We start from the raw sequence: 26,217 nt of genomic DNA on the forward strand, positions 1-26,217 counted from the left end.
TTGAGGACAAGCTCGCGGGATTTCAAGTGACGCAGCGAGACCGTTCGCCGCAGCAATGGCGCGGCGCGTAGTCTGTCTGGCGTTAATTTCTCGATGCCCCTTCAGTCCTGCTCGACCTGGCGGCGCATTGTTCGTTGCGAGGCCAGCTCAGGGTGACATTCCTCCCCCCGCCAAGGCGGGGGGATTCCTACGTTTTAGGCCAGGCGCTGAGCGTGCACCTGTCCAGCGTGGTGGTCGTATCAGCCGCGCAAGTTGGGTGCTCGGGCGCCTGGCAAGAGCTGCGGGCTCCTATCGTGCGACCATGGCGTCCGCCTAATATCCCCGGCCTGAAGACGGTGGGTTTACGCGAGATGGTTGCTAAACCTCGCTCGGCATACACTACGTTCTACAAAGTCCGGCCCTTAAACGCAATTGAAGGTTATAGCTTTATAGAGTAAAGTATGTGTCCCGTATAAATCGAAGGACGCTAGTGCAAGAGATTCGTCTGCAAGGTTTGCTCGCCCAACAGTCCCGGCGGCACAAGGTGCTGAGCGTGACGGCGCTGCCCGGCCAACTGCGTGCCATAGCCCGGGTCGAACGCGTGGGTCGTGAAGAGGACGGGAAGCTGCGGGGTTTCCAGCGTCACCTTGTTGCCAAGCACATCCGAGAAATCAGTGAGTACCTTCAGGAAGGGCATGCCATCCTGCCAAACCCGGTCGTGATTGCCTTCGTCAAGGGCGCGCGGGTTGAGCAAGTTGCCGGCAAGCTCCATGAGCTGGTGGTCACGCTCCGTGACGGCGACGGGCCCGGCTTCGTGGTCGACGGCCAGCAGCGTCTCGAGGCGCTCGTGGCGAGCGGTCGAACAGACTTCGAGGTCTTCTGCTCGGTCCTCATCTGCGAGGACTACGCCGAGCTGCGGCGGCAGTTCGTGCTCATCAACAACACTCGGCCTCTACCCAAGCAGCTGGTCTACGAGCTTTTGCCAACAGTGTCGTCGTTGCCCAAGCGCATGAGCTCCCGGTCGTTCGGCTCCCAGGTTGTCGAGCAGCTCAACTATCGCGCCGACTCGTCGTTGCGCCGCGCGGTGAGCCAGCACACCAATCCCAAAGGCGTTGTGCGGGACACGGCGCTTCAGAAGCTCGTCATGTGCTCCCGCTCTGACGGCGCGCTTCGGGAAGCGCCGGCGGAGACCGCGGTCGCGCGCTCGGCTGACCTGGTCAGCGACTTCTTCTGGGCCGTCCGGGACACCTGGCCCTGCGCCTGGGACGAGCAGACCCCTCGGACCTCCCGGCTGGTCCACAGCGCCGGCATCATGGCGCTCGGCTTCGCCATGGACTACTTGCACGGCGTCGAGGGCGCCCGAACCAGGCAACAGTTCAGGGCCGGGCTGGAGCGCATCGCCAACGAATGCGCCTGGACGCACGGCTCCTGGCGGTTTTCGGTGGACGACGTTCGCCCTTGGAACCAAGTCCAGAACGCGGGTCGCGACGTATCCATCTTGGCCAACCACCTGGTGCGCAGCCTTAAGGAGACCGGGCGTCCACGCCGGCGCGCGGCGCGTGTGGGCATCCAGTCGGCCTTGGCTTGACAGCAAGGACCACGGGGCTGCACTCGCCCACCGTCTTCGTTGCCTGCTGCTCGCAAAAGTTGAAATCGGCTGCACCGGCGAGGGACTTGTACTGCTCGGACCTGTTCAGGAAGGCGCGCGCCTGGACTGAGCGGCAGACCGGGAGCTGGTACATCCTGTCCGCAAAGCATGGGCTCGTGCACCCGGACGAGCTTCTATCGCCCTACGACCAGTCTTTGAACGACCTCAGTGCGGCTGGTCGCAAGGCGTGGGCCCGGGAAGTGGAACGCCAGATGCAATCGGCCAGCCTCCGAGGAGAGGCCTGCGTCGTCCTCGCGGGGCGGGCCTACCGAGATGACTTGATGAGATTCCTGTCCACGAGGTTTGGCGACGTGCACGTCCCGCTCGCCGGGCTCGGCATTTTGTCGCAGAAGGCATGGCTGAAGCGGCGCCTGGCGCAGCAGGCGGCCGGGTTCGCGCAAGCAGCGTGATAACTTCGACAGAACGTTGAACAGAGGCACCATGGAAGAAGGCGAAGACAAGTACAGGGGATTTTTGGACAGGTCGTTCGACACGGCCTTCGAGGCGTTGCGCCTTCCTTTGCTGCCTTGGGTAGGCTCGGCCTTCCGAACGTCCGCCAAAAGGACCATCGTGCTGGGCGAAAGCCTCTATGTCTGGGGCTCGGCTGAGGAGTACGAGAGGAACCGCGAGAAAATTTCGGTCGTTGACAGCATGCGCTGGCGGCACCTGAGGATGGGCCTGTCGGACAGCTTTCCAAAGGGCAGCCGCAAGCGCGCATTCCTCGCGAATTTCGAGCGAGCCGTGTTCCTGAAGACACGGCCCTCCGCCGCGGAGCGGCAGAGGCTGTGGTCCGAGGTCGCCTACCTCAACTTGGTGCCACGGCTGCTGAATTCCCGCACGCATCGGCCGAAGGACGAGGACTTCGTGGCCGGCTGGAACCAGTTTTTTCCAGTGGCGGCCGCGCTAGAGGCTGAGCGTTGCATCGTCTATGGCACAGAGCCAAAGAAGATTGCCGCGCTTCGCGCAATGCCTGACGTGCAGATACTCGTGCAGGAGCGCCTACCTGCGATTGTCGACACCCGCCCGCTGCACATGCGGCTCGTGCACGGGGGACGGGAGCTGGAGCTCTTTTTCGTCCGCCACCCCAGCGCGTATTTTCCCTGGGACGAATGGGGGCCGGTACTTCGCAGCCGCGGTGTTTGGCTGGACTCCACTTCCGTCCCGCCGGCCCAAGTCGCTGAGCCCGCTTAAGGACCACACAAGCGGCCTTCCAATCGCGGGCTGAATCCCTTACGCTGGAACCTCGGGGCAGGAGGGTGCCCGCCACAGCGAGGAGAAGCTCGATGCATTTGTTCGGAACCGTGATGCCATTTCATCGGGCCGCCGGATGCCTAGCGCTTGTGGCGTCCGCAGCTCTTGCGACGGCCCAGCCGGCACCGACGGCGCCCCGCGGTCCCTCGGAGGAGGCTATGCGCGCCTTCCTTGCCCAGGGCAAATGGAGCACCACGGCTGATGACAACATCAGCGGGGAGTTGCTGCAGGCCGACTTCATCAAGACGCTGGTCGAGGCCTACGAGACGAATCCGACAGACGCGACCGCAATCGCCAATCTGTCGCTCATTCCCCTCGCCCTGGCGGTCGCCGAATGGGGCGTTTCGCCGACGACAGGCCTCCCGAAAGACCCAGCGCGGAGAAACTGGGAGGCGGTCGAGAGCACCGGGGACGGCAAGCACCTCATGAGCTATTCCAAGGGCGGCATTGGCGTCATGCACCAGGACTCGGGCGGCTTGGAAAAGCTCATGGGGTACCTTGAGAAAAACCATCCGGACGTCGTGCCGGCTGCGAACAAGAATGAATTCTTCAAGCTCAAGGGCGTCAACTTCGACAGGCTCTATGCCAGCGGCGGCCACTGCACGTCGCCCCTCACCGAAGTCAAGACGGACCTCGCGGGTGCAGCGTTCCAGCACGATGAACACCCAAGATTTGCCGGCAAGAAGTACTGCAGGGACTATTTCCGGAGCACGTTGAGTCCAAAGGACTGGCAGGTGTTTCGGCACGGCATGCGCGAGGCACTGCGTCGCGAGGACGTGCAGTTCCGCATCATGCGGGATTTTGCAAACAACGAATGGGCCTCGGCCTATCGGCTGGTGGTGACCGACGGCAAACACGACGTGCGGGAGGCGTTCATCCTCGCACGCATCTGGAATTCCAGCCCAAGGGGCGCCAGGTGCGCCTTCGGCCACGCAAAAGGGGCGACGGGTACCGCCGCTCGCATCCAAAAGGAACTCGAGGCCTACGCTGACGACGAAATTTGCCCCAAGGACGGCAAGGAACGAATGGTCGAGCGATGGCCGTACATGCGCCGTGCCGTGCTTGCGTACGACGCGTTCGCGAAAAAGCCACCGCCCTGACCAGCTTGCGGGCCGTCCTTCCCGAATCGAAAAAGCCCGCCTCCTCGAGAGGAAGCGGGCGGTAAATCATTCGGTCAGGCCGGCAGGGCCTTGAGCAAGTTGAACTTTGCCTCGGCGAGGCGCTTGAAGTCCTGTTTGGCGGACCTGAGCTGGATGCTGGCGCCAGTAGCGACGGCAAAGTCACGCAGCAAGTCGAGCGCGACGAGCTGCCGCAATGTATCGAACGCCGCGAGAACGTCGTGCACGCCCAGGCAAAGACCAGGCTTCACGTCCTTTGCGGCTTCAGCCAGGAATTGGGCGAAGGCGAACGCCATGCGCTCTCCCCTGCTCGCTTGCCACATGAACGCGCCGTGCGGGTTGCCACGATGGGTGACGCAGAGTCCCAGCACCGTGCGCCTCAGCCCGTAATCCAGGCCCATAAGGCGCCGGAAGATGACCTCCACGTGGTCCCAGACCTCGTCCGTGAACTCGTCGCCTCGGGACACGAGGGCCGGGCTGTCGTACCGACGCTCCGCCTCGCGGTAATCTAGGATGGGCCCAACCGTGAGGCCGGCCGACGCCTCGAGCTGTTCGGGCGTCGTCCCCAGCTGTTCGTACGGCTCCCGCACCAGGTGCAATTCCGGCCGTTCTGCCGCACGGGCGGCGCCGACCAAGGGCTGAAAGGGGTTTTGCAGCAAAAGCTGTGCCTGCGCAGGCGTGACCACCCGCTTCATGGCGTAGTTCCGGTCGTCGTTGACGATGTGGGCCCGCGCCACCAGGTACTCCGGTTGGTCGATGAGTTCCGACGGCCCGACGACGAACAGGTACAGGTTCTTCTTCGGGCTGTACTCGAAATGGTCCTTGCCGCACACGTGCTCCCAGAGCTGGCTGCGTGCGTATTCGACCTCCCCCTGGCTGCCAGCAAAGGAAAACACCTCCTCGGCAGCCACAATGTACGCGATGCCGTAGAAGGCGTCCAAGGCATAGAGCTCGGCGCGCAGGTGGTTGCCGATTCGGCTGTACGGAAGGCCTGCCTCCCGCAGGATGCCCTCGATTTCGTCGAGCCGATAGGGGGCTTCCGCGGCGGTGTCGTTTGCGTTCAAAAAACTTCTCCTGTGAGGTTGTCCTGCAACCGTCTAGCGAGAGCACGAGGGCTGGACGCCCTCTCAAAAATGTCAGCTTTGGCTTGCAATTTCGCCGCCGTCAGCCCAGTTGTAAGCTATGACTAGCAGCCCACGCGCATCCGCTAAGCTGGCCAACACCTTGGCTGGACCCGCACCGGCCCGCGGGTCGGGCCTCGAGATGGCTCCTTCCAATTCGCCGAAGCTTCGCTACGATATGCGCATGCGACGTAAAGACCCGATTCCACCGATGCCGTCCTTCGAGGAGCAGATGGAAGCCTACCGCGCGGAAAGCTGGCGGGTCTTCTGCGAACACCAACGTTCCCGCAATGCAATCGACCAGCGGCCTTGGTTCCCCTGGGCGGTCGTTGGCCTGGGGGCGAGTCTCGGCGCAGCCCTTGTTGCCTTGGCGGGCTGGCTCAAGGGCTAGACGGCGCTGCGGGCCCGCCGGCTCAGGCGGTCGCGGCCCTCTTGGCCTTGAAGGCAGCGATGACCGCCGGGTGGGCCATCCTTGTCAGCAAGGTTTCCCAGTCTCCGACGCCCACCAGACCCTTGACGAACGACGAGCTCGTCTGCGCCAGGCGGTCAGGCGTGATGAGGAATATGGTCTCGATTCTCGGGTCAATCGTTCGATTAAATTGGTTGATACCGAATTCGTAGTGAAAGTCGTTGCTGTTCCGGATGCCGCGGATGATGTGGGTCGCCCCTACCCTGCCGGCAAAGTTCACCAGCAGCTCGCTTTCATACGAAACCACCTCGATGCGGGCGTAGTCGGCCGGCGTGAGCTTTGACGACAGCACAGCCCGGATGAGCTCGAGGCGCTCGGTGAGCGAGAAATAAGTTTTCTTGTCCGGATTCACGCCGATGGCGACATAGAGCTTGTCGGTCAGCCGAAGGGCCTCCCGAATCACCCACAGGTGCCCCTTGGTCAGGGGGTCGAAGGTACCGGCGTAAACAGCGATGCGAGTCATTGGGCGGGAGCCACTGATTTCCAGCGGCAGATGAGAGAGTTGAGGTTTGCGCGCGCAGCTTCTTCAAGATGCGCGAACGTGGGGGTGAAGTAGACCTGGTCCCGCTCCAGGAAGGTCGTCAGCGCTTGAACGCGGCCACGGGCGAACTCCTGGTCGCCGTATCGCGAGAACTCATGTCGGATGGCCTGGTCGAACTGCTCGGCTGCGGCCGGGCCTTTGCCCAGGATGGTTAGGTCGATGTCCAGGAAGAGCTGCGCGTCGGCCAATGCGGCTGGACGCGACTGGAGGTAGCCCGAAGCGGGCTGATGGCCTTTGGTGGCGAGGATGAACTCGGCGGCGAGGGCGACCACGCTCGACCGCTGCTCGTGCTCGTAGAGGAGCGGGCTGCCGCTGCGCCGAAGCACGTCGCTCATGGCCTTCACGCTACGGGCCTCGTTGTCGCCATACCGGTCGTCGACCTCGTACACGTAGTCGTGGAACCAGATGGCGAGCGCGAGCGCCTTGGGATGGGACACATTGGAGCCAACCTGGTCCAGGCGTTCGAACATGGCATGCAGATGCGCCAGGGTGTGATAGCGGCGATGGGGCTGAGAGTAGGCTGCGACCAGCTCCGGCCAGGCATCGGCTACGCCCAGGTCGCAAAGCGCGCGGTCCCGGAGGTCACCGATGCGGATGGCCTCGACGAGGCGCGCCAGTTGTTCGGGTACGTCGTCGCGCCCCGTATCGACGGCCTGGTCGGCCAGGGCAACCTTGGCGGCAGTGCTCAGCTGGGCGGCCCGGATGGCAGCAATCTTGCCGGCTGAGGCCTTATCCCGGGCAGCTACGCGCTTAACCTGGGTCTCCTGGTCACAGTGCACCGTGACGCAGAGGTCGACGTGCCCCAGTGGCCACGCTGCCTCGAAGTAGAGGGGGAACTCGATAAGAAGGTTCGGGTGCGCCTGCAGGGCATCGGTGAGCCGTTCCTGTAGGGCGGGGATGGACCGGGCCTCGAGCTGCCGGCGAAGCTCGGGCTGGGCGAAAACGATGTCGGAGACTTGCTTGCGGTCGGTCGTGCCGAATTCCTTGTCCAGGAACGCAAGAAAGTGGTCGTCCCGGTAGAGCCCGTCAACTTCCTTGTCGAAATCCAGCAGCTTGTATTGGGGCAGCGCCTTGCAAAGCTGCGCGGCAACCGTCGACTTCCCTGAGCCGATGGTGCCGGTGATGATGACGTGCATGTCTTGGAGGGTCCTCTTGTAAGAAGCATTTTAGCACGAAGCGCGCCCACTGCAATTTAGATTTCGATGTAATTGCTGTTTAGAGCCGCAGGCAGCGCGGGCTAAATAGTTCGGCTAGACGCGTGTTTGGAGCACACGTGGCCGAAGGACACATCTACCTCGCGAGAAGCAGCAGCTACCCCGGGATGGTGAAGGCGGGCTTTACGACCCGCGCACCTGAAGAAGCGCACCGGCCATGTCGACCTGGACATCGACTACACGGATGTCACGCGCCACACGGACGAGGCAGCGAACGAATCGCGTTCGGACGATGTGACCTTCGGGGCTTTGGCGGCAAGGCAAACTCGCGAAGTCTTTGAACACCCGATTCACCCGCCAGGTACCGAGGTGGCCACCACCAACATCCTCACTATCGATGGTTCTCGAGTGGAAACTCGCTCTTCCGTCTACGAACTCCTCTGATTCGAATCCGCACCCGCCGCAGCTTTCGCTCGGCGGGTTTTTCGTGTGAGGTTCTGAGGTACCTGGGCATGACCGGCTTGGCGGTGTTTAGAGGCCGGGGGCCGGAGGCGGCCCTGTGCGCCCGGGTCCTATACCGGAAAGAACCATTTCTTTCCACAGAGGACATCTGCCATGAGCACCATCACCATCAACGCTTCCCAGCGACTCTTCGTGTTGCCAAGCGGCCGCGGCTTCAGTTGCCTCGGGTTCGACGTCACGTTCAAGCGCTTGCGCCAGTTCGCCAGCCTGCTTGGCCTGGCCTCCCCGAACGAGGCCGACATCGGCACCCTCGCACAGTACCAGCTGTACGAGGCCGCTCAAAGCGCCTACATTGCCACCAAGCCAACCACAACCCTGTTCGACCCGGACACCCCGGTGAAGGTCCAGGCGGTGCTGGAGGCGTACCGGCAGCATGGCGGCCGCCTGCGGCTGTTCATGGGCGACGCGTTGACAGGACGAGACTGGCTCGAGGAGCACGACGTTATCGGAACGGTCGGCCGGTCCATGGGCCCCATCCGGGCGCCACTGCTGATTAGCCGGCGGAATTCCCACGGCGGAGGCGCCATCCTGACGGCATGCATCGTCCGCATCATCGACGTTGCAAGCAAGCAGGAGCTGTACCGGCACCCAGCCTATCGGGTTCCGAACTTGGTGCGCCACGCCTCGAAGGAGCCTGGCTACGCCGCATCGGTCAGCGTCGACGGTGAGCTGCAAGCCAGCTTCAAGTCCGACGCCAAGGCCGACAAGTGGATTGCCTTCATGCAAGGCCATCGCATGACGCCCAACTGAGGACGAGCGCCTTGTCTCACCGAGTACTGACGTCGCAACAGACCGAGCGGCTTCGCCAGCTCGACTTCGTCATCGAATGCACCGCGGGTGACCCCGAGGAGTTCGAACGCGCCGTTGCCAGCAAAACCGCCTACCTCGAGTCGCAAGGACTCGACCGGACGGACTTTATCAATTGCGGCCGTCAAGGCTAAAGGAATCAACGATGCCCCAAGGAAATCACCTTTTTTACATCCGCGACAACAACCCCGACGGCGAGAACCTGGACCTGCTGGTCGTCGCCCCGGACAAGGCGCAGGCCGTGGCGTTCTGGACGCAGCACTTCGAGCTGCCCGAGGGTTCTGCCCCCGAGTGGGTCGGTGCCGTACCGGGCGTCGCGCCCACAACCGCCGAGCCGGGCGCCATCGACTGGGAAGCCATCCGGATGGACTGACGGTCTGCCGTCATAGCCTCGGGCCTTCATTCCTCCAGCCCCTTCTGTGCGCGCACCGAAGGGGTTTTCTATAGCCGGGACGCATCGCCTATACGAAATAGGACAAACCCACCTTGCAAGGACAATGAGCTCTCGAATCTTCAATCCCGCGGCCGTTTTCGGTCACAGTTTCGCCCTCGTCAAGGTCGGAGGCACCACCGTCAATGGTAAGGATGCGCATCTGTACGCAACCACGGCCCAAAAAATCTCTGGAGTGCTGAGTGGCTCGTTCACTTGCCGTGATGACGACCTGCTGAATGCAGTCAAGGCGCTCCCCTGCGCAAACCTGATGGTGCAAGCCACCGTCGGCGACTACCTCTACTTCGAGAAGATGCCGTATGCACAACTTCTTGACGTCCTGGTCGCGATGGCTGCCTTCGGCGTTGTCGGCAAGGACTTGCTCGCAGAACAGGTTCAGGTTCACGCTCAAGGCGGCCACCCTGGGTACCAGCAGGCGACCACCGAATTCGAGGGCCGCGCTTTGACTTTCCTCGACGGCTTGCGCTCGGGCAGGCTCATCCCGTGCCTCGGCGCGAGCCTCACCAAGCCAGCCAAGGTGGTCAACGGCCCGACGCGCGGCGTGCTTCTTACTGGTGACAAGCGCCAGCTGCACGTCTACCCGGACCCCTTCGACGCCCGCTACGCGACCATCATGCAGCTGGGCACAGCCTGGCAATACAGCGAGCTCGCGGGCGTGCGCAATGCCGCCTTCGAGTATTTCGAGCCCCTGGGCCTGCGCCCGTGGCTGAGGTCTCCGACCTGATTTCCTGAAACCCGCCTGCAGCGCACGCTGTCGGCGGGTTCCTTTTAGGTGATGCGGGCGGATAAACGTGGTTGCTTCACAGAGGCATGTCTGGGGTCCGCCCGGCAAAAACCACCCGTCAACCTCACAGGAAATGCCATGGCAATCGTCAAGAAGCTCAAGTTCACCAAGCCGCAACTGAAGAAGTTCGCGCGGCTGTTCCGCAACGCCCGCATCCGCGCGCGAGTGACCCAACTGCAGGTCGCACAGGCCGCATTCGATTACAAAATTTCACATTGTAAAATCAGCCGCGTGGAGCGTGCAGCGATGCCCAACGTGGATGCGCATTGCCTCGAACGCATGGCCAATGTGCTGAGTGTGCCGCGCGCCGAGCTGATTGCCATCGACCCGCAGTTCCGCAAGCGCGCCAACGTGGTACGCGCCGCGACGCGCCAGGGTTTCTGGGATGTGCCGGCGAAGCTACTCCACCCGGTATGACCGTCACGCCGCCTGATGGCGGCCATCGGCCGAAAGGGCAGAATCAATTTCGCCCGAATCGCCGCTCCGTACCTTTCGGAGCGGCGATTTGTTTTACAAAGCCGTGAGCCATCGCTGCGCTATTGGCTAGCACCCAGCTTGGTGCCATCGGCAAAAACTACCTGCTCCGGTACGAAGCGGGTCGTGAATTTCCCCTCCTCCAGGTTCCAGACCGCCTTGTGTTCATCGAGGAACTGGTTGTAGTCGCGGCTGCCCTCCCATACGAGCGCCTGGCTGGGCGCAATGTTCTCGGCCACAGCGAAGGCGACGGAGCCAACACGCTTGCCGAAGATGTCAACAAACTCGAGCACGCCCTTCACGCCTCTGATTGGCTTGTCGCCGCCATTGCGAATGCCAATCTTGAAGACTTGCTCCTGGCTGTATCGGCGCTGCTCGTAGTTTGGTGCGAGCTCTTTCTTTTCGAGAAGCGTCACCGTGACAATCCTGTTGAGCGCAGCCGCAGCCTCTTCCTGTTCCTTGCGCAGCTTCTCCTTGAGCGCCTGCTCCTCAGCCGCCTTTACCGCCTGCTGAGCCGCAAAAGCCTTTTGCTGGTCGATGGCCTGGCCGACCGTGGTGCCGAGGGGCATCGTCTTGCCGCCGAATGCCTCGCCCATCTTGGCGCGCACCAGATAGGCCGCTAGGGCCGCGCGGTCATCGTCTGAAAGCTTCTGAATCTTTGGCAGCAGGTCCTTCTCCCAGGTCGCGGAATCCGCTGGGATGATGGCGTCCTTCGGCTGTGAACAGGCGGCAAGGAATGCCACCAGGGCGAGCGGAAGCAGGAAACGTGTTCTCAGGTGCATGGGACGCCGCCAGGGGGATTAGGGTCTTTGAGCTTAGGGGCGGGGCCTCGCTTTTGTCTGTGGCCAATTTCTCGGTTGCTCGCAATTCGTGCACTCACGGCTTCAAGAGATTCTTCAACGCCTCGAGCGTGCGCCCGCTGTCGGGAGCCATTGCCAGGGTTGAAAGCGCTTGCGCGATTGCCGGGCGGTCCCCATCGTTCACCTCGTGCAGCGCGACGGCCAGGCTCTCCACCAAGCCGGGCACGTCAAGGCCAGCAGGTCGCAATGCGGCGGCGGCATCGCCCGAAGATTGAGGGCCCTGTAGGGCAGGCGTGGCACCGACCGGGTCGCCCTCCAGCGCCAATCCCTCGGAAAGCTCTTTCAGGGCCTTCTCGATGGCCGGATGAAGGTGGCCAGGAAGTTCCGAGCGCCAAGCAAATCCCTCGGGCCAGGACTCGACCCAGTCGCGGAACCGCCTAGGGCCCTTCCGGTCAGGATGGGTTGGAGCGAACAGCTTGGCGCAGGGATGGTCGATGAGCTCGGGCCATATCAGGTGCCAATCGCTTTGCCGCAAGTCCCAGCGCATGACCGCACTCTCCGGCCAGTGCGGTTGAGTAGGGGCGTTATCCACCCAATAATGGACCTGGCGGCCTGGCCTCGCAGGGTCGTCGCGCCAGCGGCACTCGTACCGCTTCGCATGAGGGATTTCAGGGTGCTCCTCTACGGAGGGTCGGGCATTGGCGAGGGTCATGCCTCATCATGCCATCGCGGCTATGCGTCCCGACTTCCGGGGAAAGCCCTCGGCGACCTTGCCCGTGCCGCAATGCGGTAACTTACCGACATGTGCAACCGCTACACGCCGGCCACAGGCCGCCACCCTGCTTTTGCGACCATGCTTGCCGTCTCCTCCGACCTGCTCGAGCCGGTCCGCGTGACCATCGGACCGCGAGGGCAAGGTCGATTCCTGCGCCCAGGCCCAGGTTCGGATGCTGTCGTCGAAGTGGAGGGGCAGTGGGGAATGATTCGCCCCGGCTCCGCTACCCGCTTCGAACTGGCAGAGGACGGTCGCCCCAAAATGACCAACAACGCCCGCAGCGAGACCATGGCGCGGCTCCCAACCTTCCGAGATGCATGGAAAAACGGGCAGCGCTGCCTCATCCCTGTTTGGGGGTACGACGAGCCAAACTGGGAGTCGGGGCAGAACCAGTGGTGGCAGGTCAGCAACCCCAAGGAGACCGAGCCCCTGGCGCTTGCCGGCCTGTGGTCAGAGTGGACGGACCCCGAGTCGGGAGAACTTGTTCCCAACTTCACGATGCCAACCGTCAACGTCGACGGGCACCCCCTGCTGGCACGCTTCCACCGACCTGACCCTAGGCGTCCCCTGGACAAGCAGGACAAGCGCGCGGTGGTCGCCCTGCCGAAGAGCGCGTGGAAGACCTGGCTGTTTGGCACCAACGAGGAGGCCTTGGCTGTGCTGCAGGTGCAGCCGGCCGAAGCCCTGGCAGCGAGGGCGCTCCCGGCGCCGCCTCGGAAAACAACTTCTAGACAGAAGCAAGACACGCCGCCGGCCGATACGGGGTCGCTGTTCTGAGGTACCCGGAGGATTGACTAGGCGCTGCGTGGCCGGATTGGGCGGGACCCTTCGACGGCTCCGAGGTTGAGCTCGAGTTGCGGCGACCGCGTAGGAGGTGTCATTGAAATCCGACTCGAGCGTCTCCTACCGAGCAAAGCAGCTCGTTGCGGCTCGACCTTGAGCTCGAACTTGCCGGGGGCCTCCTCGACGAACAGCAGCTCATCCCCCTGGCGCAGATGGAGAGCGTCGCGAATCGCGGTCGGAATGGTCACGCGGCCGCGAGTCTGAACTGTAACTGTGTGCTGCATTGGGCCTCCCCAGTCGCCGGAACAGATTGCCGTCACTGCACAGATGGGGTCAAACCTTTGTTTATCCACGATTCGGCCTTGCCTGACGGGGTGGGGGTTACACCTTCAGATGCCGCGCCACCTGCCCACGTTCAGTGCTAGGACCGGCTGTTGGCGCGCTGAGGGCCGCTGTCGGCGATTGCGCGCTGCGCACGGGGAATTGGCACAGCAACTTTCCCGCAGCTGGGGCCTGTGTTGAGCGAGAAGGCTTCTTCATGCCTGGTTAGGGGTGCGAGACAGCCACGATTGCTGCCAGGGGCAAAGAAAAGAGCCCGCAGATGCGGGCTCTCGAAATCAGACGTCCAATCGAGCGACGATGGAGGAGACGACGCCGGCAAGGTCCATAACGTCGGACGAAGCGCGGCCGCGCAGCTCTTCAATATCCCGGGTCCAGACCTCGGAGCTGTAGTTGAGCGGAACCTGAGTGGCCACGGTGTCTCCAAGCCGCGCGTCGACAACATTCAACAGCATTCCATGCCCGAACTTCAGACACCGACTCGGTGCTATGTTAGCGAGGTCCTCGGTCGGCTGTTCGTCGTCCTCGGCCTGGCGGAGCTCCAAGGTGACCTGGATGCGGTCCTCGACCGGACCAGGTCGCATGGGATTTTCGAGCACGGTGATTCCAACGCTGAAGTCATCAGAGTTGGTATCGGGTTGCGGCACCGAAATGCTGTATGAACTGTCACCTAGTGCGCGCTCGAGCATATCTCGGAGCTCCATCAAGGTGCTGCGGCACTGGGCCTCGACTTGCGCCCAGGCCCTCGTGTAGTCGCGAACGCGGGGAGTCTGGCGGCCGGCCGCCTTGCTGGTCGGCGCATTTTCTGTGCCCTTGAGACTGGCTGACATCGTCTGCCAGTCCTTGTGGCCCTCGACGATAGCGACCATGTCGAGCAGCTTGCGGTTGTCGAGCGTGACGCCTTCGTTCGTCAGAAACGAGGCGAGCTTGCGCGCCGCGTCCTTCGGTTGCGGTTTTCTAACCATGAGTTGTCCTTTTGTCTGCGCAAAGGCGCGCAGGATGTGGTGGGGTTGCTCTCGTTACCGACCGGCGCCTTCGCGAAAAGCAAAAGTGGGTCTGGACTGATGTCCTGCTAGCCGAGCTTGAGCCGTGCCCGTGAGGGTGAGAGCGGCAAGAGGGTCGGGGCCTCTAATTCAGTCTAGCACCGCGCCCTTGGCGCGCCCGCCTGGGCTGGCGCCCGGCGGGAACTCGCGCTAGTTCCGCGGCACGCGCTGGACGCAGAGTGCCAAGCGCTCGTCCCCGCCCCATGCTTGGTAGGCAGCCTTGGCCTTCTCGACCGTGGCGGCCTCGTTCTTGTGGTCATAGGCCACAGACGCGTCCTTGAAGTACACCCACAGCACGTCCCGGGTGTCGACCTGGCCGGCGTAACGTTCGCTGCGCTTGATGTCGTCCTTCAGGGGGAGTCCTGCTGCGAGCCGCGCCAGCGCGACGCTGGCCTCGCCGATTCGTGGGCCGGCGTCCCCGACGACAAAGGGCACGGCAATGCGCCGGTTCACGTTGTAGGCCACACCGAAGCTGCCCATCTTCACGCCCTCGGCGATAACGGTCTTTGGCACGACACCTGCAGGAACGCGCAGCGGGTTCACATATCGAGACTGTTCGGTCTTGTCCGCGATGGTTTCGTCCGCAAGCGCCGTCGGCGACACGTAGAAGCCTGAGCCGTCTTTCTGCTTGACCGGCACGACCGCGGACACGGCGTTCTTGCCGACCTTGACTGAGCCGGTTCCGAGGATGCCGAACCAGTTGATGGCACCGACAGACGGGGACTTCCAGCCGGCAGCGCCGATGCGCTCGAAGTCCTGCATGAACCGCCCGGTGCAGGTTTGATTGTCCTCAGAGGCGTTGTACGACGTGCCGTCTGGGAGGTAGGGCCGCCCGGCATTGCAGAGGTGAATAAGCGCACCCGCAGCGGCGTTCTTTGGATGGTAGGCCCTCGCGTACCCGTCGATGTTGATGTTCATTTTGGCAAAGGCTGCGATGCCGCCATCCGTCAGCACCCAGGAGCGCGGGACGTTGCCCAGGTCTGTTCGCTGCGACCCCTCGCAATCGGCGCCGAAAGCGGGCGATAGCCCCAAGGTGAGCGCTAGCGCCACCGCGCCGGCCGAGTTCATGAAAACGTCGTTCTCTGCCGTCATCTCCGCCTCCAGCCCTGTTAGAGGAGCGCATGCTACGACGACGGCGGCTGAAGTGGAATCCCAGGACGGCTGGCCCGGCAAACTTGGGCGGGCGTCACCGCGGCCGCCGGCGTCAGAACTTGGTCTTCTGTGCCGTCGCGACCTCGCAGCTGCCGGTGGCCAGAACGTTCCCCGGCTCCGTGCCGTGCATCGCCCGCAGCTCGAACTTGCCCGTCTTCCGGTTCACCACCACCCGGTAGGTAGAGGTCTGGGCACGAACGTCCTCCTCAGTCACCTGCGAGTTTCCTATCCAACGGTCATTCATCTGCACAACCCCCTCACGCTGTGAGAATCGCACGCCAACAGGGTAGTCTTCCCCGCTGCGCCGCTTGCCCTCGCAGTCAAGCTCGGTTAGTGCTGGGACGTCCGCGGTCCGCATCAAGCGCTTCGCAACCTGCTCTTCCTTCGCGGGCTCGCGGGCTACCTCGCAGCCGAAGGAGGCTTGAGCCTGATATGAGCTCGGGACCTTTCTGCCACCGAGACCTTTCGCAGCGAGGTCTGCCTGCGCTGCGCGCTCGTGGTCGGCAATCGATTCGTATGTCAGCTGCTGCGGCTTGAATTCCGTCTCCGACCCCTCGACCTGCATCCAGTCCCACTTGGGAGGTGCGTTGACGTCCGGTTCCTTGTTCATGCCTACAGCAACCAGGCTCATGCGCCGAGGCTGGTTGCAGTCAAAAAAGGTTGTGTAGCTCTGCGTATTCAGGCCGCTTGCACCCCTGCCGGTGTCTTGTGATATCGATTGAACACCGACGTAGCGCCCCCCTTGGAGACCACCCTCAAGCACACGCGCGAAGACTATTCGTCCCTCAAGCTGCATGAGTGGTCGGAACTGGCCGCCGCCACTCGACTGGGCCGACGCGCTGCCCGCCAGGGCAGCGAACCAGAGAGCAGTTGCCCGATATATTGTCCGCATTCCTCGATACTCCTTAAACGGTTTCCTTACGCCATTTTAGCAGGCAGGCTCGGCTCGCTCGCCATCGCTGCGCGCATTCCTGTCGGACCCCGACCTAAAACGAATAAGCAATTTTAGGCGCACTATGCTATACTCTATCTCGTCCATCGAGAACAACAGCATGACCGCCATCCCCCTTCCCCGTCGCGAAGCTCTCGCAGATGACACACAAATCGAGTTCGTCGATGCCTACGTGGCGTTCGACGACGCCGAGGGCACGATGGAGCTCACCCCGGAGGGACGTGCCTACTACGGGCGCTGGTTCAAGCGCTTCGGGCTTCGCCTTGACGACAGCGACGCCGAGGGCTTCGTGAAGACCGTCATGTTCATCAATCGCGAAAGCGGGCTCCTGCGCGCAGACCGCTTGCTGGCGCTTATCGCGAGCGGCGACCTCTCCCCCGAGGAGAAGGCCGTTTGGAGCCACTACATCGAGGGAGACTTCGAGTCGTTCGCGACGGGCCTGGCGAAGATTGCCAACAAAATAGAGGCCGTTCCGAGCAACGTTGTCGAGTTGTTCAGCGCCCGCCGCGTCGCCTCCCAACCCTAGAACAGTTGATGAACCAGCCGCCTGCTGACATGACGCCGGCCGAAATGGCACGCGCCACCCGGCACGCCAGGCAACGCGTGGACGACTTGCTTCGAGCGGCGCGGGACATCGAGCTCGATGCGCGGGAAGCCGAGCGACTTGCGCGGCAGGAGTGCCGGGCGTGCTTCTACCGAACTCGGCTTGCGGGGGCCGCCATGACGGTCCAAGCGTGCATGTGTTGCCAGATGGACCAGGTGTACGGCAGCCGCGCCACTTCGGTGCTCTGCATCCCCTGCGCCAAGGAAGGCGGCCTGTGCCGGCGTTGCGGGGGCGACGTCGCGATGGACACAGGGCGCGCCGATTGGCCCAGCCCGCGTACGGAGAAGGCTTCGGATGAGTCGGCCCAATAGGCTATCGGAGCGGAACACGAAAAAAGGCCCACCGCTTAGGGTGGGCCTTGGAATCAGTGAACTGATTTTGGGTTCCGGGAGGAGAGCTCTGCGAGGTACGACCGCGCAATGACATCCCCTTGGAGAGACTTGAGACGCAGAGCGCCGCAAGCTTCCACCGCCAGCTGTCGAGCCTTGCTTCGCAGCTTGCTCCTCAGAAGCGCCATGGCAGCGGTGTGCATGGTGACAAGGGACTGGGAAGGTGTCCCCCGGCCGTACACAACGTCCTCCAGCGCACGACTGTTGAGCGTCGGCAGGTAGATGTTGAGGCGCGCGAGCGCGCTTTGTGCGTGGTCTATATTCAAAGAAACTCTCCTAAACGTTTAAGAAAGCCCTCATGCCAGATGTGAATCTGGCACTGCGGGTCAGTGCCAGATAGCTAGTCCGACAAACCGTCTAGCAACCACTTGCTAGCGCCTTGAAGGACACACAGGAAAATGAGCGATGACCATCGAGTACGTCTTTTTTGGTGAGCTCGAAGTCTCCGCGAAGGAGCTCACCAAGCCTGCGCCGGAAGCGCCGGCATCGGAGCACGCTGACTACCAGCGCGCGCTGGGGCTGTATGCGCTTCAGAGTGAACAGCGCAACCCGCAATGCGGCCGCTGTTCGAGTCGCGTCGTCCTTGCAAAGCGGGCGAACGGCGCGCCGTACTTCATGCACAACGGCCATGACGACAAACATCGCGGAACCAGTCAGGAGGAAGCGTGTGTCTGGTACACGGGGGGAGCGGCACGCGCAAAAGCAGAGCTGCCCCGGTGGAGTGCGGCGAACAGGGTGGATTCGTCCTTGCTCCCAGGCCCGAGCCACGGCATTGAGCGAACCCGCAACTGGCTCCGCGCGGGGCTTCGCGCATTGGCCAAATCTGTTGCCAATTCGGAGGCCGACTTCGAGGCGCAGCAGGGCCGGGCGCGGCGGGGCGGCTTCAAGGGCCTGATGGGCATCCCCAAATCGGCTCTGGCCTCGGCCAGCGTAGCCCCTTACGGTCTTCCCGGCCTTCCAGTCACCGGCGCGCCGCGAGGGCTGCTTGCGGGGTTCCTGGGGCTGCCCGGTCGCACCGGCGCTCTGCCCGGCAGTGTGATGGCCGCGCTCGAGAAATGGACCCCGACCGCTGAGGGCGTTCTCCAGCAGCGGCGCTTGGTCACCCTGAAGGAGACCCTCTTGAACCCGCTCCTGCGAGAGGAGCTGGCTCTCTTTTTTCAGCTGTGCTGCGAGATGGCCTGCCGTGCGAAGGCAAGGGACCAGAAAATTGGTGCTCGGGCGCTCTCCTTGCGGGCGAAGCGTGAGCTCGAGCTCGCCCGTGGGCTGTCCAAACCTCCGGAGCTCGCTTTGGTCACCGCAACCTTTGGGACCAGCGAAGAGGCGCGCTCAGTCTTCGAGATGGCCAGGAACGTGCACCGCGACGACCGGCCGGCCTACGACGCTCTGGTGGCACCCGCTATCAGTGCCCTCTCCGTACTGCTGGAGACCTTCCCTTTCCTGGAGGCTCAGAAGGAGCGCATGGTGGAAACAATGGGGTCCGAGGCGGCGGACAAGGCGCGCTTCATCTACCTCGTCGTGCGCCCTGAGGCTCCCAACGTCGCCAAGGTCGGGATGACCAAGGACCTGGTGGGCCTCGTCGAGCAGCTGTCCGGCAGGCAAGGTGCGCGGCGCGTGCAGCTCGTCGAGGCGGCGCTCTGCTACGACTGGACCCGTACGGAGACCGCGGTACGGAAAGCGCTTGAGCACAAGACAGGCGGCGTCATCTCCGTGGACCCCGAGCAGCCTGAAGCGCGCGAGTGGATTGAGTGGGAGAACCGCCCTCCTCTCCCCGTCCTCGCCAAGACATTCGCTGCCGTGGCAACCCGGGTGGCCGCGGAAATCGCCGTGAGCCAGAGGGCGCTGCCGGCGCACTGATGCACGTGAAGCTGAGGTCGTCGAGAGGTCCATCCTGAGCCGCCGTGGGACGGGGTACACACTCAGAATGCTTCCGGACCTCGTCCATCCCTTGAGGGGCGTACGGGCGGCCTGCCCAGGCACTTCCTTTCTAGCGCGAGGCGGCTGCCAGGCCGACCGTACGCCCAAGAAAGGAAACGCCCGCAGGCGCAACCCTTCCCGGACTTCTGCGAGCGGCGCAAATGCCAAGCGCGAGCACCGCGACCGGACGAAAAAGCACCCCGCCAGCCGAAGCTAGTGGGGTGCGTTCAATCAGGTCGCGCGGTCAGCTGTGACAGCTATCAGCCGAACATCTTCGACATGCGGTCTGCAAAGACCACACGCGCAGCGACGACCTTGCCGAGTTGCGGCTCAGTGACGACCGACAGGGGGTAAGTGCCGTCGCCGTCGAACGTGCGCGTGACAAATCCGATGGCGCCAGGAACCTGGCCCATGGGGTAAGGGTTCTTGTGCTCCCAAGAATCCGCCAGGCACTCCGTCGCGTCGGTACAGCGGCTGTAAAAGGTGCCGTCCTCGTACGCGAACTCTTCGGGTGCCGTAGGGTAGTGGGCTCCGTCAAAGAATCCGACCTGTCCGCTGTCGACGCCGATGGCTGCGCACTGATGAAAGAGCGCTTTGTCGGCAGCCTGCGCCTCGAAGTCTTCGTGCATCACGGTGATTTCAGCACAGCAGAAGCCGTTGAAGCCGTCTCGAAACACGACGCGCGCCTTCCAGGCTCCATCCACGGCACCAAGGGAGGTGCCGTCAGACGCTTTCTTGTAGCAGGGGTCGCTCACATGCATCCGTGTGTCGGAGAGCATGAAGCCCCCAACATCGCGCACGAATTCGTCTCGGAGGGGAATGGAGCGGGGGCGGTCGTACTCGACGCCTGCGACCTCGAACACCAGCTTGTCCGGCTCGCCTTCCTTTGCCTCGACCTTTGCGAAGTAGTCGAAAGTATGCTGAACGCCACGCAGGAAGTGGCGCCAGCTGGTGAACGGAATCTCGAACGTCGTCGCCTCGGTCTCCGAAATCAGGAGCCAGGGGTCTTCCAGCACCATGACCGGGTAGCCGCCGTTCAAGGCGTTGTGCAATGGCGAGAACTTCGCCACGGGAGGAATCGTCAGGTGTACCTGCGCTTCGTTGAACTCAATCTTGATTTTCACGGGCTATCCTTGTTAAATTTCCTGCATCCTGTAGGTACAGCAAGGTTCCTTGCCCCCAGCGCGCTAAAAGGAAAAGTCCCTGAACTGCGAAGCTCAGGGACCGGGGAAGATGGTTTCAGTAGGCGCGGCGGCGACCGCGCTGTGCGTGCTGCCGGTACCAGGGCTTGTTCTCGGCTTCGGGGGCGTAGAGTTCCAGGCGCGGCACTTCGATGGCTTTGATGGCCTCTGCCAATTGGCGTTGAACCAGAAAGGCGTCGTCGACCACAAGGGTGCGGCAGCGCGTGCGCGGGGCGCCGGCAAGGACGGAGATGTGCGCCCCGTCTACGGAGTTGGCCTCGAGTGCCCGTCGAATCCGCTCGACGTGCGTTGAGTCGTGAAGGTCGCCGACGACCAAAACACGGATTTCACCGCGCTCCTGCGACGCGAGGGCCTGCGTAGCGTGTTCGACGATTTGGGTGTCCAGCCGTGCTGCCTGGTCCTTCAGGGGCAGGAAGCACCGGGAGGCGACGGAGGCGGCCGCGCTGGCATTGTCCAGCTCAACGATGATGGGGGCGTCCCGATTGGTCATGCGATTTCCTAAGGTGTCCAAACCAATGTGTAGCGACGGGCGCCCGGGCGTTCTTCATAATGCGGACCTTTGTTCTGAGCCCCGCCCCCTCTGATGAGCGCCGCCGATTTCCTGCTGTCCCCTGGAGTTCAGAAGCTCCTGACCGTCCTTTACGCCCATCCGGGCCAACAGTTCTCCCCTCTTGAACTCGCCAAGACCTGCAAGCTCGACACCGACGAGCTGGAGGGCACGCTCGGCCACTTGCTTAGCAGCGGCGTGCTGACGAAGTGCAAGCCAGCGGAGGACCAGGCCGAGCAAGTCACGGCCAACGTCTCGTTCGTGTTTTACCAAGAGCTGCGCACCATCGCGCTGAAGTCATTCGCTGCAGCCGAGCCCCTTCGTGCGATGCTGCGCTCGAAGTTCAAAGAGTCGGTTCTTCGTGCTTTCATCCTGGGTGAGGCCGGCGCGGCCGGCACCCTCGAGCTCTTGATTGTTCACGGCAAAGTCGCACCCGACCAGGCCGCGCTGGCCGCGGCCTTGCAGAAAGTCGTGAAGGCCATCTCGCGCCAGTTGCAGGTTCACGTACTGTCGCACGGCGAATTCCGCGGCCTGGGACCGCGGGACGCGCTCACGCGCAAGCTTGCCAGCAAATCCTCGTTCGAAATCGTCGCTCTTGGAGACACCAAGGCCGAAGTGCCGACCGAGCGGGTGAGCCTCCTCCGGAGGGCAACGAAGCGGCTCGCGTCACTCGCCGCGTAGCATCGCCCCGCATGCCGCCAGATTCAAGCCGCGTATCCCTTTCGGTCCCGCTCACAACCCTAGCCTCTACACAATGCGCTCTTCGATAGCTCTTCCACACGCTCTCGTATCCGTCGTGTCCCAGTACGTAGCACAGGAGGAGCCGAGGCTACCTGTCACTTACACGTGGCAGTTTCGAGACGACACGCTGTTGAAGCACCTGGGTCTTCGGGTCGCCGGAAGCAACGCGTATACGCGGAATCTTGACCTGAAAAGCCAGCTGACCCGTGAATGGAAGGCCAACCCGGGACAGCATGACGCCATCGGCGACTACTACGTGCGGGTGTGGGGCGGCATCAAGCGAAACCTTCCAGGCACCGTTCCCGCGTACGTCCAGACCATCGCAAAAGGGAAGGTGCCGGACTTCAAGGGCATCGCATCGTGGTCCAAGGTTGCAGCCGCCGCCGACCCCGAAGCGGCCGCCATATTCGACGCGCGGGTGGCGGTCTCGCTGAACGCTCTCCAGGTGCTCGCCGGCCCGGCAAGAGGTTTGGCGTTCCCGGTTCTTGCCAGCCAAAACGGCGTCATCAAGCGGACCGGCCCTCAGCTCAAGGAGCACGGGTTGGCAGGCGGGTGGAGCCCGCTTGCGGAAAGCCAAGTGTTCCCGACCTATCTTGCCCTGCTGCAACATGCGGCTGCGGGGCTTAAGGGGCCGCTTGCTCTCGCGCGGGCCGAGATGGTGCTGTTTGCGATGGCTGAGGACCTCGCCACACGGGCGGAAGCGCAGCTTGGCCCTTGAAGGGTCGTGCGGGGGCGAAGCTATACGGGGCAGGAAACACCAAAAGGAAACCATGGCTGCAAACATCACCGTCACATTCCCGCCCGAAGCGCGTATCGATGCCATCGGGGCGGCATTCGCGATATCGGCAGGCTCGCCTTTTCACCTCAGCGAAGCTGCGGGCGCGCGCTACCCCCGCGTGCCGAGCCTTCGCGTCAGCGTCCGTCCGGACTGCGTCGGGATGGCACACGTGGAGCTGCGTACTGGCACCGGCGACATCCTCGCGGCGTCGTACCACTTCGAGTTCGGCAAGAAGGGGGAACGCGGCATGCTGCTTCCGTTCGACGCACGTTGGCTTGCGCTGGCGCTGGCGGTTGTCGCTCAGCTCGGTGGGAGCGTCGCCGTGGACACCGCGGCCGGCGTATCCAAGGAAGTTCTGAGCGTCCCGACGCGTTGGCCCGAAGACCCAGAGGACGAAGGATTTGCCCAACTTCAGGAGCTGGTGCTTGCGATACCGCACATCTCAGCTGACGACATCGACCGGGCGGAGCCGCTTCTCCGTCAATAGGCCTCCTCCCGTCACTTCACGAGCCCGTCCTTGCGACGGGCTTTTTCTTGCCTGGGTACCGCCAGCCGAAAGGGTAAAAGGGCGGACGGTACCGAGGGAGAAATGCACAAATCTATAGGCAGGGTCGGCACTTGTACCAGCCAGGCCAACCTCATTAGCAATAAATGCTTACAATGCCTCGGCACAATCAATGAGCCCAATGTCCTCTTCAACATACAGCCAACCTTTAACGAGCTCGGACCAGAGCAAGATTTTCATCTTCGGTCTGCTGCTGGTGCCTAGCTTGTTTTTTGTCGGCATCATCCCGGTTCTCTTCCTCGCCTTCGGAGTCTGGATGCTAAAAAAGAACGCGGACTTCTCTCACATGGAGACTGCGGTTCGAAATTTCCGGGGCTACTGGTTTATCGTGTTCGCCGGCTGCGCGCTGTTCGCGGCGGGAAATGTGCTCAGGGTATGGGAAGGCAATCTGGACAAATGGGACCGCAGCTACGCCGTTGAATCGGCCTTTGCCTGGGGGGTCGCCGCGTCTATAGCGTTCGGCTACTTCACCCTCGTAAAGGTGCTCTTCCTGAATCCGATGCGAGGCCATGAGAGGTGGATTGAGGCCAACGGCATCTTCACTTCGAAGTCGAAGGCCGCCGTGCCAGCTGCCAAGCAGGCCGACGTGAATATCGTTCATGGGGGAGGGCTGTCGCCGTCCTACTCTGTCGCCGACGAGCTCATCAAGTGGAGCAAGCTAAAGGACGATGGCCACGTCACCCTCGACCAGTACAACGCCGCCAAAGACAAGCTCCTCGCCAGTCCGAACAGGTAGCCAAGTAACCAAATGGCCTTGGGCCGGGCCTACGGCGAGCTCTGTACCGCCGCGTGGGCCCCTGCGGCGGCGGCACGGCCTCAGCCAACTTCGCTAAAGGCCCTTACCCACCATCTTGCGCCGGTCTGCGTGGGGGAAAAATCCGCAAGCGTGGCGGCGTGACGTCTCTAGACGCCTCAGGACACTAACCTGAACGAAAGAGAACATGCCGCTGTATCGCGCCACCTTCGAACGAACAAACTGGGGCTTTCGGCCCCCACTGAAGCAGTCCTCCGACGTGCTGCTGCAAACGGACATCCCCTACGATGATGACAACTTGGCCGCCTTCGAGGAGGCACTCTGGGTGGCCATGCGGGAGCAGAACCCTCACTGGTGCAACCCGGCGGGGCCGAAAGGTGCCGCAATGGGCTGGTCCAGCGTTATGGGCTCCGGCAAGGTCGAGCGGGTCGACGAGGATGCGCACATGGCCGTTGTCTGGCACATCCCTCAGAGCGCATGGCTCAAGGCGGATGGCGAGACCGCGACGGTGGACGTCGACGAGGCCGGCCGCTTCTCATCTGCGCAAATCCTCGAGCTGCAGGCAAAGTACCCGGGCGAGCGCTATTCGATGGTCATGCCCAAGCTGCTGGCAGAAGTCTATCGCGGCCCAGCGCCGAAGGATGGTTGCGGAGGCTGGGAGCTCCAGGTCCGCTTCGATGAGTTCGTCGTCTGGGGATGCGGTCCTCGCCGCCCGGATGGACGCGGGGCCTTCGAGACGGTGACGCTGGCCAAAACCGGCGGGGGTTTGCTCTCCATGGAGTTCGAGCTGCCGGAACACACCGAATACCGTCCGGACCCTCAGGTGTACGAGCGCAAGAGCTCATGGGCTTGGCGCTTCATCCACGGAGGCGTGGGGTTCGGTGAACCCTGGAATCTCGCCGAGGGCCCTGAAGAGGCGGTCACCGCCGCACGGGAGATTGGCGTCAAGGAGATGCGCCGTGACGGTCACCACTATTGTTGGATGTTCCTGGCCTCAAAGCACGCCGTGAACCTCAAGGACACTCGCTCGGGCCCTGCGCCCACCTGTATCTTCGACTGAAGTCATTCCCTGCGCCAGCCCTCACCGGCTGGCGCCTTTTTTCGTCCCCACGGACGTGAAAAAGACCTCCGGAGAGGTCTTGGAATGAGGCAAGCAGGCTATGTCGGCAGCAGATTCTGCGGGTTGGCTGCATAGCGTTTGCGAATCTCAGCCATCGTGAGATGGGAGAAGTCGGGGTATTCGAAGCCTGGGAACAGCACGGCGAGCGCTGCCTGCAGCATGCCGTCGTCGTCGTAGATGTCGGACAGGCGTTCCGAATTGGCAAAGCGGGCCAGGTAGGCTTCCGCGCGCAGGATATTCATTTGAAGTCTCTCCAGTGTGGTCCTGCTTCCGTGTAGCCAATGCCTAGGGCCCCGACGTGCGCCAGCTATACGAAAGCAGGAAATACAAAAGGAGCTCTTCATGACCCCAACGGAATATCGCAACGAACGTCGCCGGCTTTCGGCCTCCCTCAACCGCCTGCTGCGCGCCCACCTCATCGAGACCGGGTTCCGGGAAGGCCCCATCGGCCGCAGCAAGCCGGTGAAGGCCTGGGTTCCGCGCGGCAAAGGCTCGCCTGGCTTGCCCAGCTTCCAGACATTCGTCCTCCGCGGCGGCTTTGTCGTCAAGGAGTTCATGGGCTTCGTGCAGGGCGGCGTGATTGTCGACTGCGCCAACGGAGGCCTTTCAACGCTCGACTTCGGCGACATGCCCCTGGAAGACCTGTTCAGGCTCAACGTCTGGGCGGAGCGCCAGTTCGCACCAGCACCCGGACACGTCAGAAAGCGCGCATAGCCGGCGTCTGCCATCATTCAGCGAGACCCCTCGGGTCTCGCTTTTCCTTGGTGGCAATCAACCTATAACGCAACCTCTCCGGTTGCTCTATAGACCCACAGAGAGCGGTTGTGTTATAATGGAAAAACCCGTAGGCAACGGCGCCGTCAGGTGCATTGTAGCTGCCACGGAGACGCACTGTTTCGATTATAGGGCTACTAAATCTCCGGGTAAGTACCTATAAGATTTGCAGACCTATACAAACGGACCTTTCCTAAAGCCTATCCACCTACCGGAATCCCTCATGAAGAAGTCTCTCCTCGCCCTCGCCGCTATCGCCGCCTTCGGTCTTTCGCTGGGCGCCCACGCCGAAACCTACGACGGCGTGCATGTGTCCGCCTCGAGCAAGAACCGCGCTGAAGTGAACATCGAAGCCGTCGTTGAAGCCAAGTCCATCGACCTGGCTGCCGAGCCCGGCCGCGGCGTGCTGACCGTCGCATCGGTTGCCAGCAAGGAAGCCGTGCGCGCCCAGGCCGTGGCCGCCGCTCACGCTCCGGACCAGAACGTGAAGCCCAGCTCGCGTGTGAACAGTAAGGTCGTCTCGACCTTCAACCATACGAACATCGCGTCGAAGTAATCGGCAGCGGCATAGCTCGCACCGCAGCAGCCAGGGGCCGACCCGCGCACTCGCGCCGGTCGGCCCCTTCTGCATCTGATTTTTTTAGAGGCCAACCCAGCACCCTGCAT

General features: G+C 62.8%; 32 protein-coding genes. 20 read left to right on the forward strand and 12 right to left on the reverse strand.

The genetic code is table 11. The annotated features are described in order from the left end of the window. Positions 1-469 precede the first annotated feature (469 nt). From dbpB to G3W89_RS30110, 4 genes are all read left to right on the forward strand, one after another. Positions 470-1,567, forward strand: coding sequence for a DGQHR domain-containing protein DpdB (gene dbpB / locus G3W89_RS30095; RefSeq protein WP_162570915.1), 1,098 nt, complete (start codon positions 470-472; stop codon positions 1,565-1,567). Next, positions 1,564-2,037 (forward strand): DUF6884 domain-containing protein, encoded by a 474-nt coding sequence (locus G3W89_RS30100; RefSeq protein WP_332105935.1) that lies wholly within the window; start codon positions 1,564-1,566, stop codon positions 2,035-2,037. The genes dbpB and G3W89_RS30100 overlap by 4 nt, the downstream gene beginning before the upstream one ends. Positions 2,038-2,068: 31 nt before the next feature. Further along, positions 2,069-2,818, forward strand: a complete 750-nt coding sequence (locus tag G3W89_RS30105; RefSeq protein WP_068674103.1) for a hypothetical protein — start codon at positions 2,069-2,071, stop codon at positions 2,816-2,818. Between the two features lie 98 nt (positions 2,819-2,916). Further along, complete coding sequence (locus G3W89_RS30110; protein ID WP_146039552.1) at positions 2,917-3,978, forward strand: hypothetical protein; 1,062 nt, start codon at positions 2,917-2,919, stop codon at positions 3,976-3,978. A gap of 74 nt (positions 3,979-4,052) precedes the next feature. Here G3W89_RS30110 and G3W89_RS30115 read toward each other — a convergent pair whose 3' ends face one another. Then, positions 4,053-5,060 carry a hypothetical protein gene (locus G3W89_RS30115; protein WP_068674107.1) on the reverse strand — a complete coding sequence of 336 codons (1,008 nt, stop codon included), beginning with the start codon at positions 5,058-5,060 and terminating at the stop codon, positions 4,053-4,055. Between the two features lie 241 nt (positions 5,061-5,301). On the opposite strand from G3W89_RS30115, the gene G3W89_RS30120 reads away from it, so the two are divergent. Further along, complete coding sequence (locus tag G3W89_RS30120) at positions 5,302-5,508, forward strand: hypothetical protein (RefSeq protein ID WP_146039551.1); 207 nt, start codon at positions 5,302-5,304, stop codon at positions 5,506-5,508. Between the two features lie 22 nt (positions 5,509-5,530). On the opposite strand, the gene coaD is transcribed toward G3W89_RS30120, so the two are convergent. Further along, a complete protein-coding gene (gene coaD / locus G3W89_RS30125; protein WP_068674111.1) occupies positions 5,531-6,049 on the reverse strand; it encodes a pantetheine-phosphate adenylyltransferase in 519 nt (172 codons plus the stop codon). After that, positions 6,046-7,263 carry a dephospho-CoA kinase gene (locus G3W89_RS30130; RefSeq protein ID WP_068674112.1) on the reverse strand — a complete coding sequence of 406 codons (1,218 nt, stop codon included), beginning with the start codon at positions 7,261-7,263 and terminating at the stop codon, positions 6,046-6,048. The genes coaD and G3W89_RS30130 overlap by 4 nt, the downstream gene beginning before the upstream one ends. A 633-nt stretch (positions 7,264-7,896) precedes the next feature. Between G3W89_RS30130 and G3W89_RS30135 the strand changes: the two genes are divergently transcribed. From G3W89_RS30135 to G3W89_RS30150, 4 genes are all read left to right on the forward strand, one after another. Continuing rightward, entirely contained in the window at positions 7,897-8,553 is a 657-nt protein-coding gene (locus tag G3W89_RS30135; protein ID WP_068674114.1) for a hypothetical protein, read from the forward strand. A 202-nt stretch (positions 8,554-8,755) separates the two neighbouring features. Then, entirely contained in the window at positions 8,756-8,983 is a 228-nt protein-coding gene (locus tag G3W89_RS30140) for a hypothetical protein (protein WP_068674118.1), read from the forward strand. 124 nt (positions 8,984-9,107) lie between these two features. After that, positions 9,108-9,785, forward strand: a complete 678-nt coding sequence (locus tag G3W89_RS30145) for a hypothetical protein (RefSeq protein ID WP_068674121.1) — start codon at positions 9,108-9,110, stop codon at positions 9,783-9,785. A gap of 138 nt (positions 9,786-9,923) precedes the next feature. Further along, the gene (locus G3W89_RS30150) at positions 9,924-10,262 is read left to right on the forward strand and encodes a helix-turn-helix domain-containing protein (protein WP_068674123.1); all 339 of its coding nucleotides are present in this window, start codon (positions 9,924-9,926) and stop codon (positions 10,260-10,262) included. A gap of 119 nt (positions 10,263-10,381) precedes the next feature. Here G3W89_RS30150 and G3W89_RS30155 read toward each other — a convergent pair whose 3' ends face one another. Continuing rightward, positions 10,382-11,101, reverse strand: coding sequence for a hypothetical protein (locus tag G3W89_RS30155; protein ID WP_068674125.1), 720 nt, complete (start codon positions 11,099-11,101; stop codon positions 10,382-10,384). Positions 11,102-11,195: 94 nt separating this feature from the next. Further along, on the reverse strand, positions 11,196-11,831 hold the full coding sequence (locus G3W89_RS30160; RefSeq protein WP_162577722.1) for a hypothetical protein: 636 nt from the start codon (positions 11,829-11,831) through the stop codon (positions 11,196-11,198). Between the two features lie 90 nt (positions 11,832-11,921). Here G3W89_RS30160 and G3W89_RS30165 point away from each other — a divergent pair, with 90 nt between their 5' ends. Further along, positions 11,922-12,671, forward strand: coding sequence for an SOS response-associated peptidase family protein (locus G3W89_RS30165; RefSeq protein WP_162577723.1), 750 nt, complete (start codon positions 11,922-11,924; stop codon positions 12,669-12,671). Positions 12,672-12,688: 17 nt separating this feature from the next. Here G3W89_RS30165 and G3W89_RS33770 read toward each other — a convergent pair whose 3' ends face one another. The 4 genes from G3W89_RS33770 to G3W89_RS30185 all read right to left on the reverse strand — a co-directional run bounded on the left by G3W89_RS33770 (position 12,689) and on the right by G3W89_RS30185 (position 15,842). Continuing rightward, positions 12,689-12,961, reverse strand: a complete 273-nt coding sequence (locus G3W89_RS33770) for an AbrB/MazE/SpoVT family DNA-binding domain-containing protein (protein WP_443083218.1) — start codon at positions 12,959-12,961, stop codon at positions 12,689-12,691. 333 nt (positions 12,962-13,294) lie between these two features. Further along, entirely contained in the window at positions 13,295-13,981 is a 687-nt protein-coding gene (locus G3W89_RS30175) for a glyoxalase superfamily protein (protein ID WP_162570911.1), read from the reverse strand. A 228-nt stretch (positions 13,982-14,209) separates the two neighbouring features. Continuing rightward, positions 14,210-15,127 (reverse strand): glycoside hydrolase family 75 protein, encoded by a 918-nt coding sequence (locus tag G3W89_RS30180; protein WP_232076900.1) that lies wholly within the window; start codon positions 15,125-15,127, stop codon positions 14,210-14,212. Between the two features lie 136 nt (positions 15,128-15,263). Beyond that, complete coding sequence (locus G3W89_RS30185; RefSeq protein WP_162570910.1) at positions 15,264-15,842, reverse strand: hypothetical protein; 579 nt, start codon at positions 15,840-15,842, stop codon at positions 15,264-15,266. A gap of 421 nt (positions 15,843-16,263) precedes the next feature. Between G3W89_RS30185 and G3W89_RS30190 the strand changes: the two genes are divergently transcribed. From G3W89_RS30190 to G3W89_RS30200, 3 genes are all read left to right on the forward strand, one after another. Continuing rightward, positions 16,264-16,689: a hypothetical protein gene (locus G3W89_RS30190; protein ID WP_162570909.1), complete on the forward strand. Its 426-nt coding sequence runs from the start codon at positions 16,264-16,266 to the stop codon at positions 16,687-16,689. 8 nt (positions 16,690-16,697) lie between these two features. Then, a complete protein-coding gene (locus G3W89_RS30195) occupies positions 16,698-17,078 on the forward strand; it encodes a hypothetical protein (protein WP_162577724.1) in 381 nt (126 codons plus the stop codon). 483 nt (positions 17,079-17,561) lie between these two features. Next, positions 17,562-19,010 (forward strand): hypothetical protein, encoded by a 1,449-nt coding sequence (locus G3W89_RS30200; RefSeq protein WP_162570907.1) that lies wholly within the window; start codon positions 17,562-17,564, stop codon positions 19,008-19,010. A gap of 320 nt (positions 19,011-19,330) precedes the next feature. On the opposite strand, the gene G3W89_RS30205 is transcribed toward G3W89_RS30200, so the two are convergent. Further along, positions 19,331-20,194 (reverse strand): hypothetical protein, encoded by an 864-nt coding sequence (locus G3W89_RS30205; protein ID WP_162570906.1) that lies wholly within the window; start codon positions 20,192-20,194, stop codon positions 19,331-19,333. Between the two features lie 115 nt (positions 20,195-20,309). Beyond that, a complete protein-coding gene (locus G3W89_RS30210; RefSeq protein WP_162570905.1) occupies positions 20,310-20,762 on the reverse strand; it encodes a hypothetical protein in 453 nt (150 codons plus the stop codon). A 93-nt stretch (positions 20,763-20,855) separates the two neighbouring features. Here G3W89_RS30210 and G3W89_RS30215 point away from each other — a divergent pair, with 93 nt between their 5' ends. The 5 genes from G3W89_RS30215 (at position 20,856) to G3W89_RS30235 (ending at position 24,717) form a co-directional block, all read left to right on the forward strand. Beyond that, positions 20,856-21,500, forward strand: a complete 645-nt coding sequence (locus tag G3W89_RS30215; protein WP_162570904.1) for a hypothetical protein — start codon at positions 20,856-20,858, stop codon at positions 21,498-21,500. Positions 21,501-21,690: 190 nt separating this feature from the next. Further along, positions 21,691-22,278 carry a hypothetical protein gene (locus G3W89_RS30220; RefSeq protein ID WP_146039547.1) on the forward strand — a complete coding sequence of 196 codons (588 nt, stop codon included), beginning with the start codon at positions 21,691-21,693 and terminating at the stop codon, positions 22,276-22,278. 52 nt (positions 22,279-22,330) lie between these two features. Then, positions 22,331-22,825 carry a hypothetical protein gene (locus G3W89_RS30225; RefSeq protein WP_162570903.1) on the forward strand — a complete coding sequence of 165 codons (495 nt, stop codon included), beginning with the start codon at positions 22,331-22,333 and terminating at the stop codon, positions 22,823-22,825. Positions 22,826-23,024: 199 nt separating this feature from the next. Continuing rightward, positions 23,025-23,639 (forward strand): hypothetical protein, encoded by a 615-nt coding sequence (locus tag G3W89_RS30230; RefSeq protein ID WP_068674155.1) that lies wholly within the window; start codon positions 23,025-23,027, stop codon positions 23,637-23,639. Between the two features lie 205 nt (positions 23,640-23,844). Then, entirely contained in the window at positions 23,845-24,717 is an 873-nt protein-coding gene (locus G3W89_RS30235; protein WP_162570902.1) for a hypothetical protein, read from the forward strand. A 98-nt stretch (positions 24,718-24,815) separates the two neighbouring features. On the opposite strand, the gene G3W89_RS30240 is transcribed toward G3W89_RS30235, so the two are convergent. Then, entirely contained in the window at positions 24,816-25,019 is a 204-nt protein-coding gene (locus G3W89_RS30240; RefSeq protein WP_068674159.1) for a hypothetical protein, read from the reverse strand. A gap of 100 nt (positions 25,020-25,119) precedes the next feature. Between G3W89_RS30240 and G3W89_RS30245 the strand changes: the two genes are divergently transcribed. Both G3W89_RS30245 and G3W89_RS30250 read left to right on the forward strand, forming a co-directional pair. Further along, positions 25,120-25,491 carry a hypothetical protein gene (locus G3W89_RS30245; protein ID WP_162570901.1) on the forward strand — a complete coding sequence of 124 codons (372 nt, stop codon included), beginning with the start codon at positions 25,120-25,122 and terminating at the stop codon, positions 25,489-25,491. A gap of 283 nt (positions 25,492-25,774) precedes the next feature. Next, entirely contained in the window at positions 25,775-26,107 is a 333-nt protein-coding gene (locus G3W89_RS30250) for a DUF4148 domain-containing protein (RefSeq protein WP_162570900.1), read from the forward strand. The last annotated feature ends 110 nt before the right edge of the window (positions 26,108-26,217 follow it).

This window comes from Variovorax sp. PBL-H6, from assembly GCF_901827155.1.
Taxonomy (GTDB): domain Bacteria; phylum Pseudomonadota; class Gammaproteobacteria; order Burkholderiales; family Burkholderiaceae_C; genus Variovorax.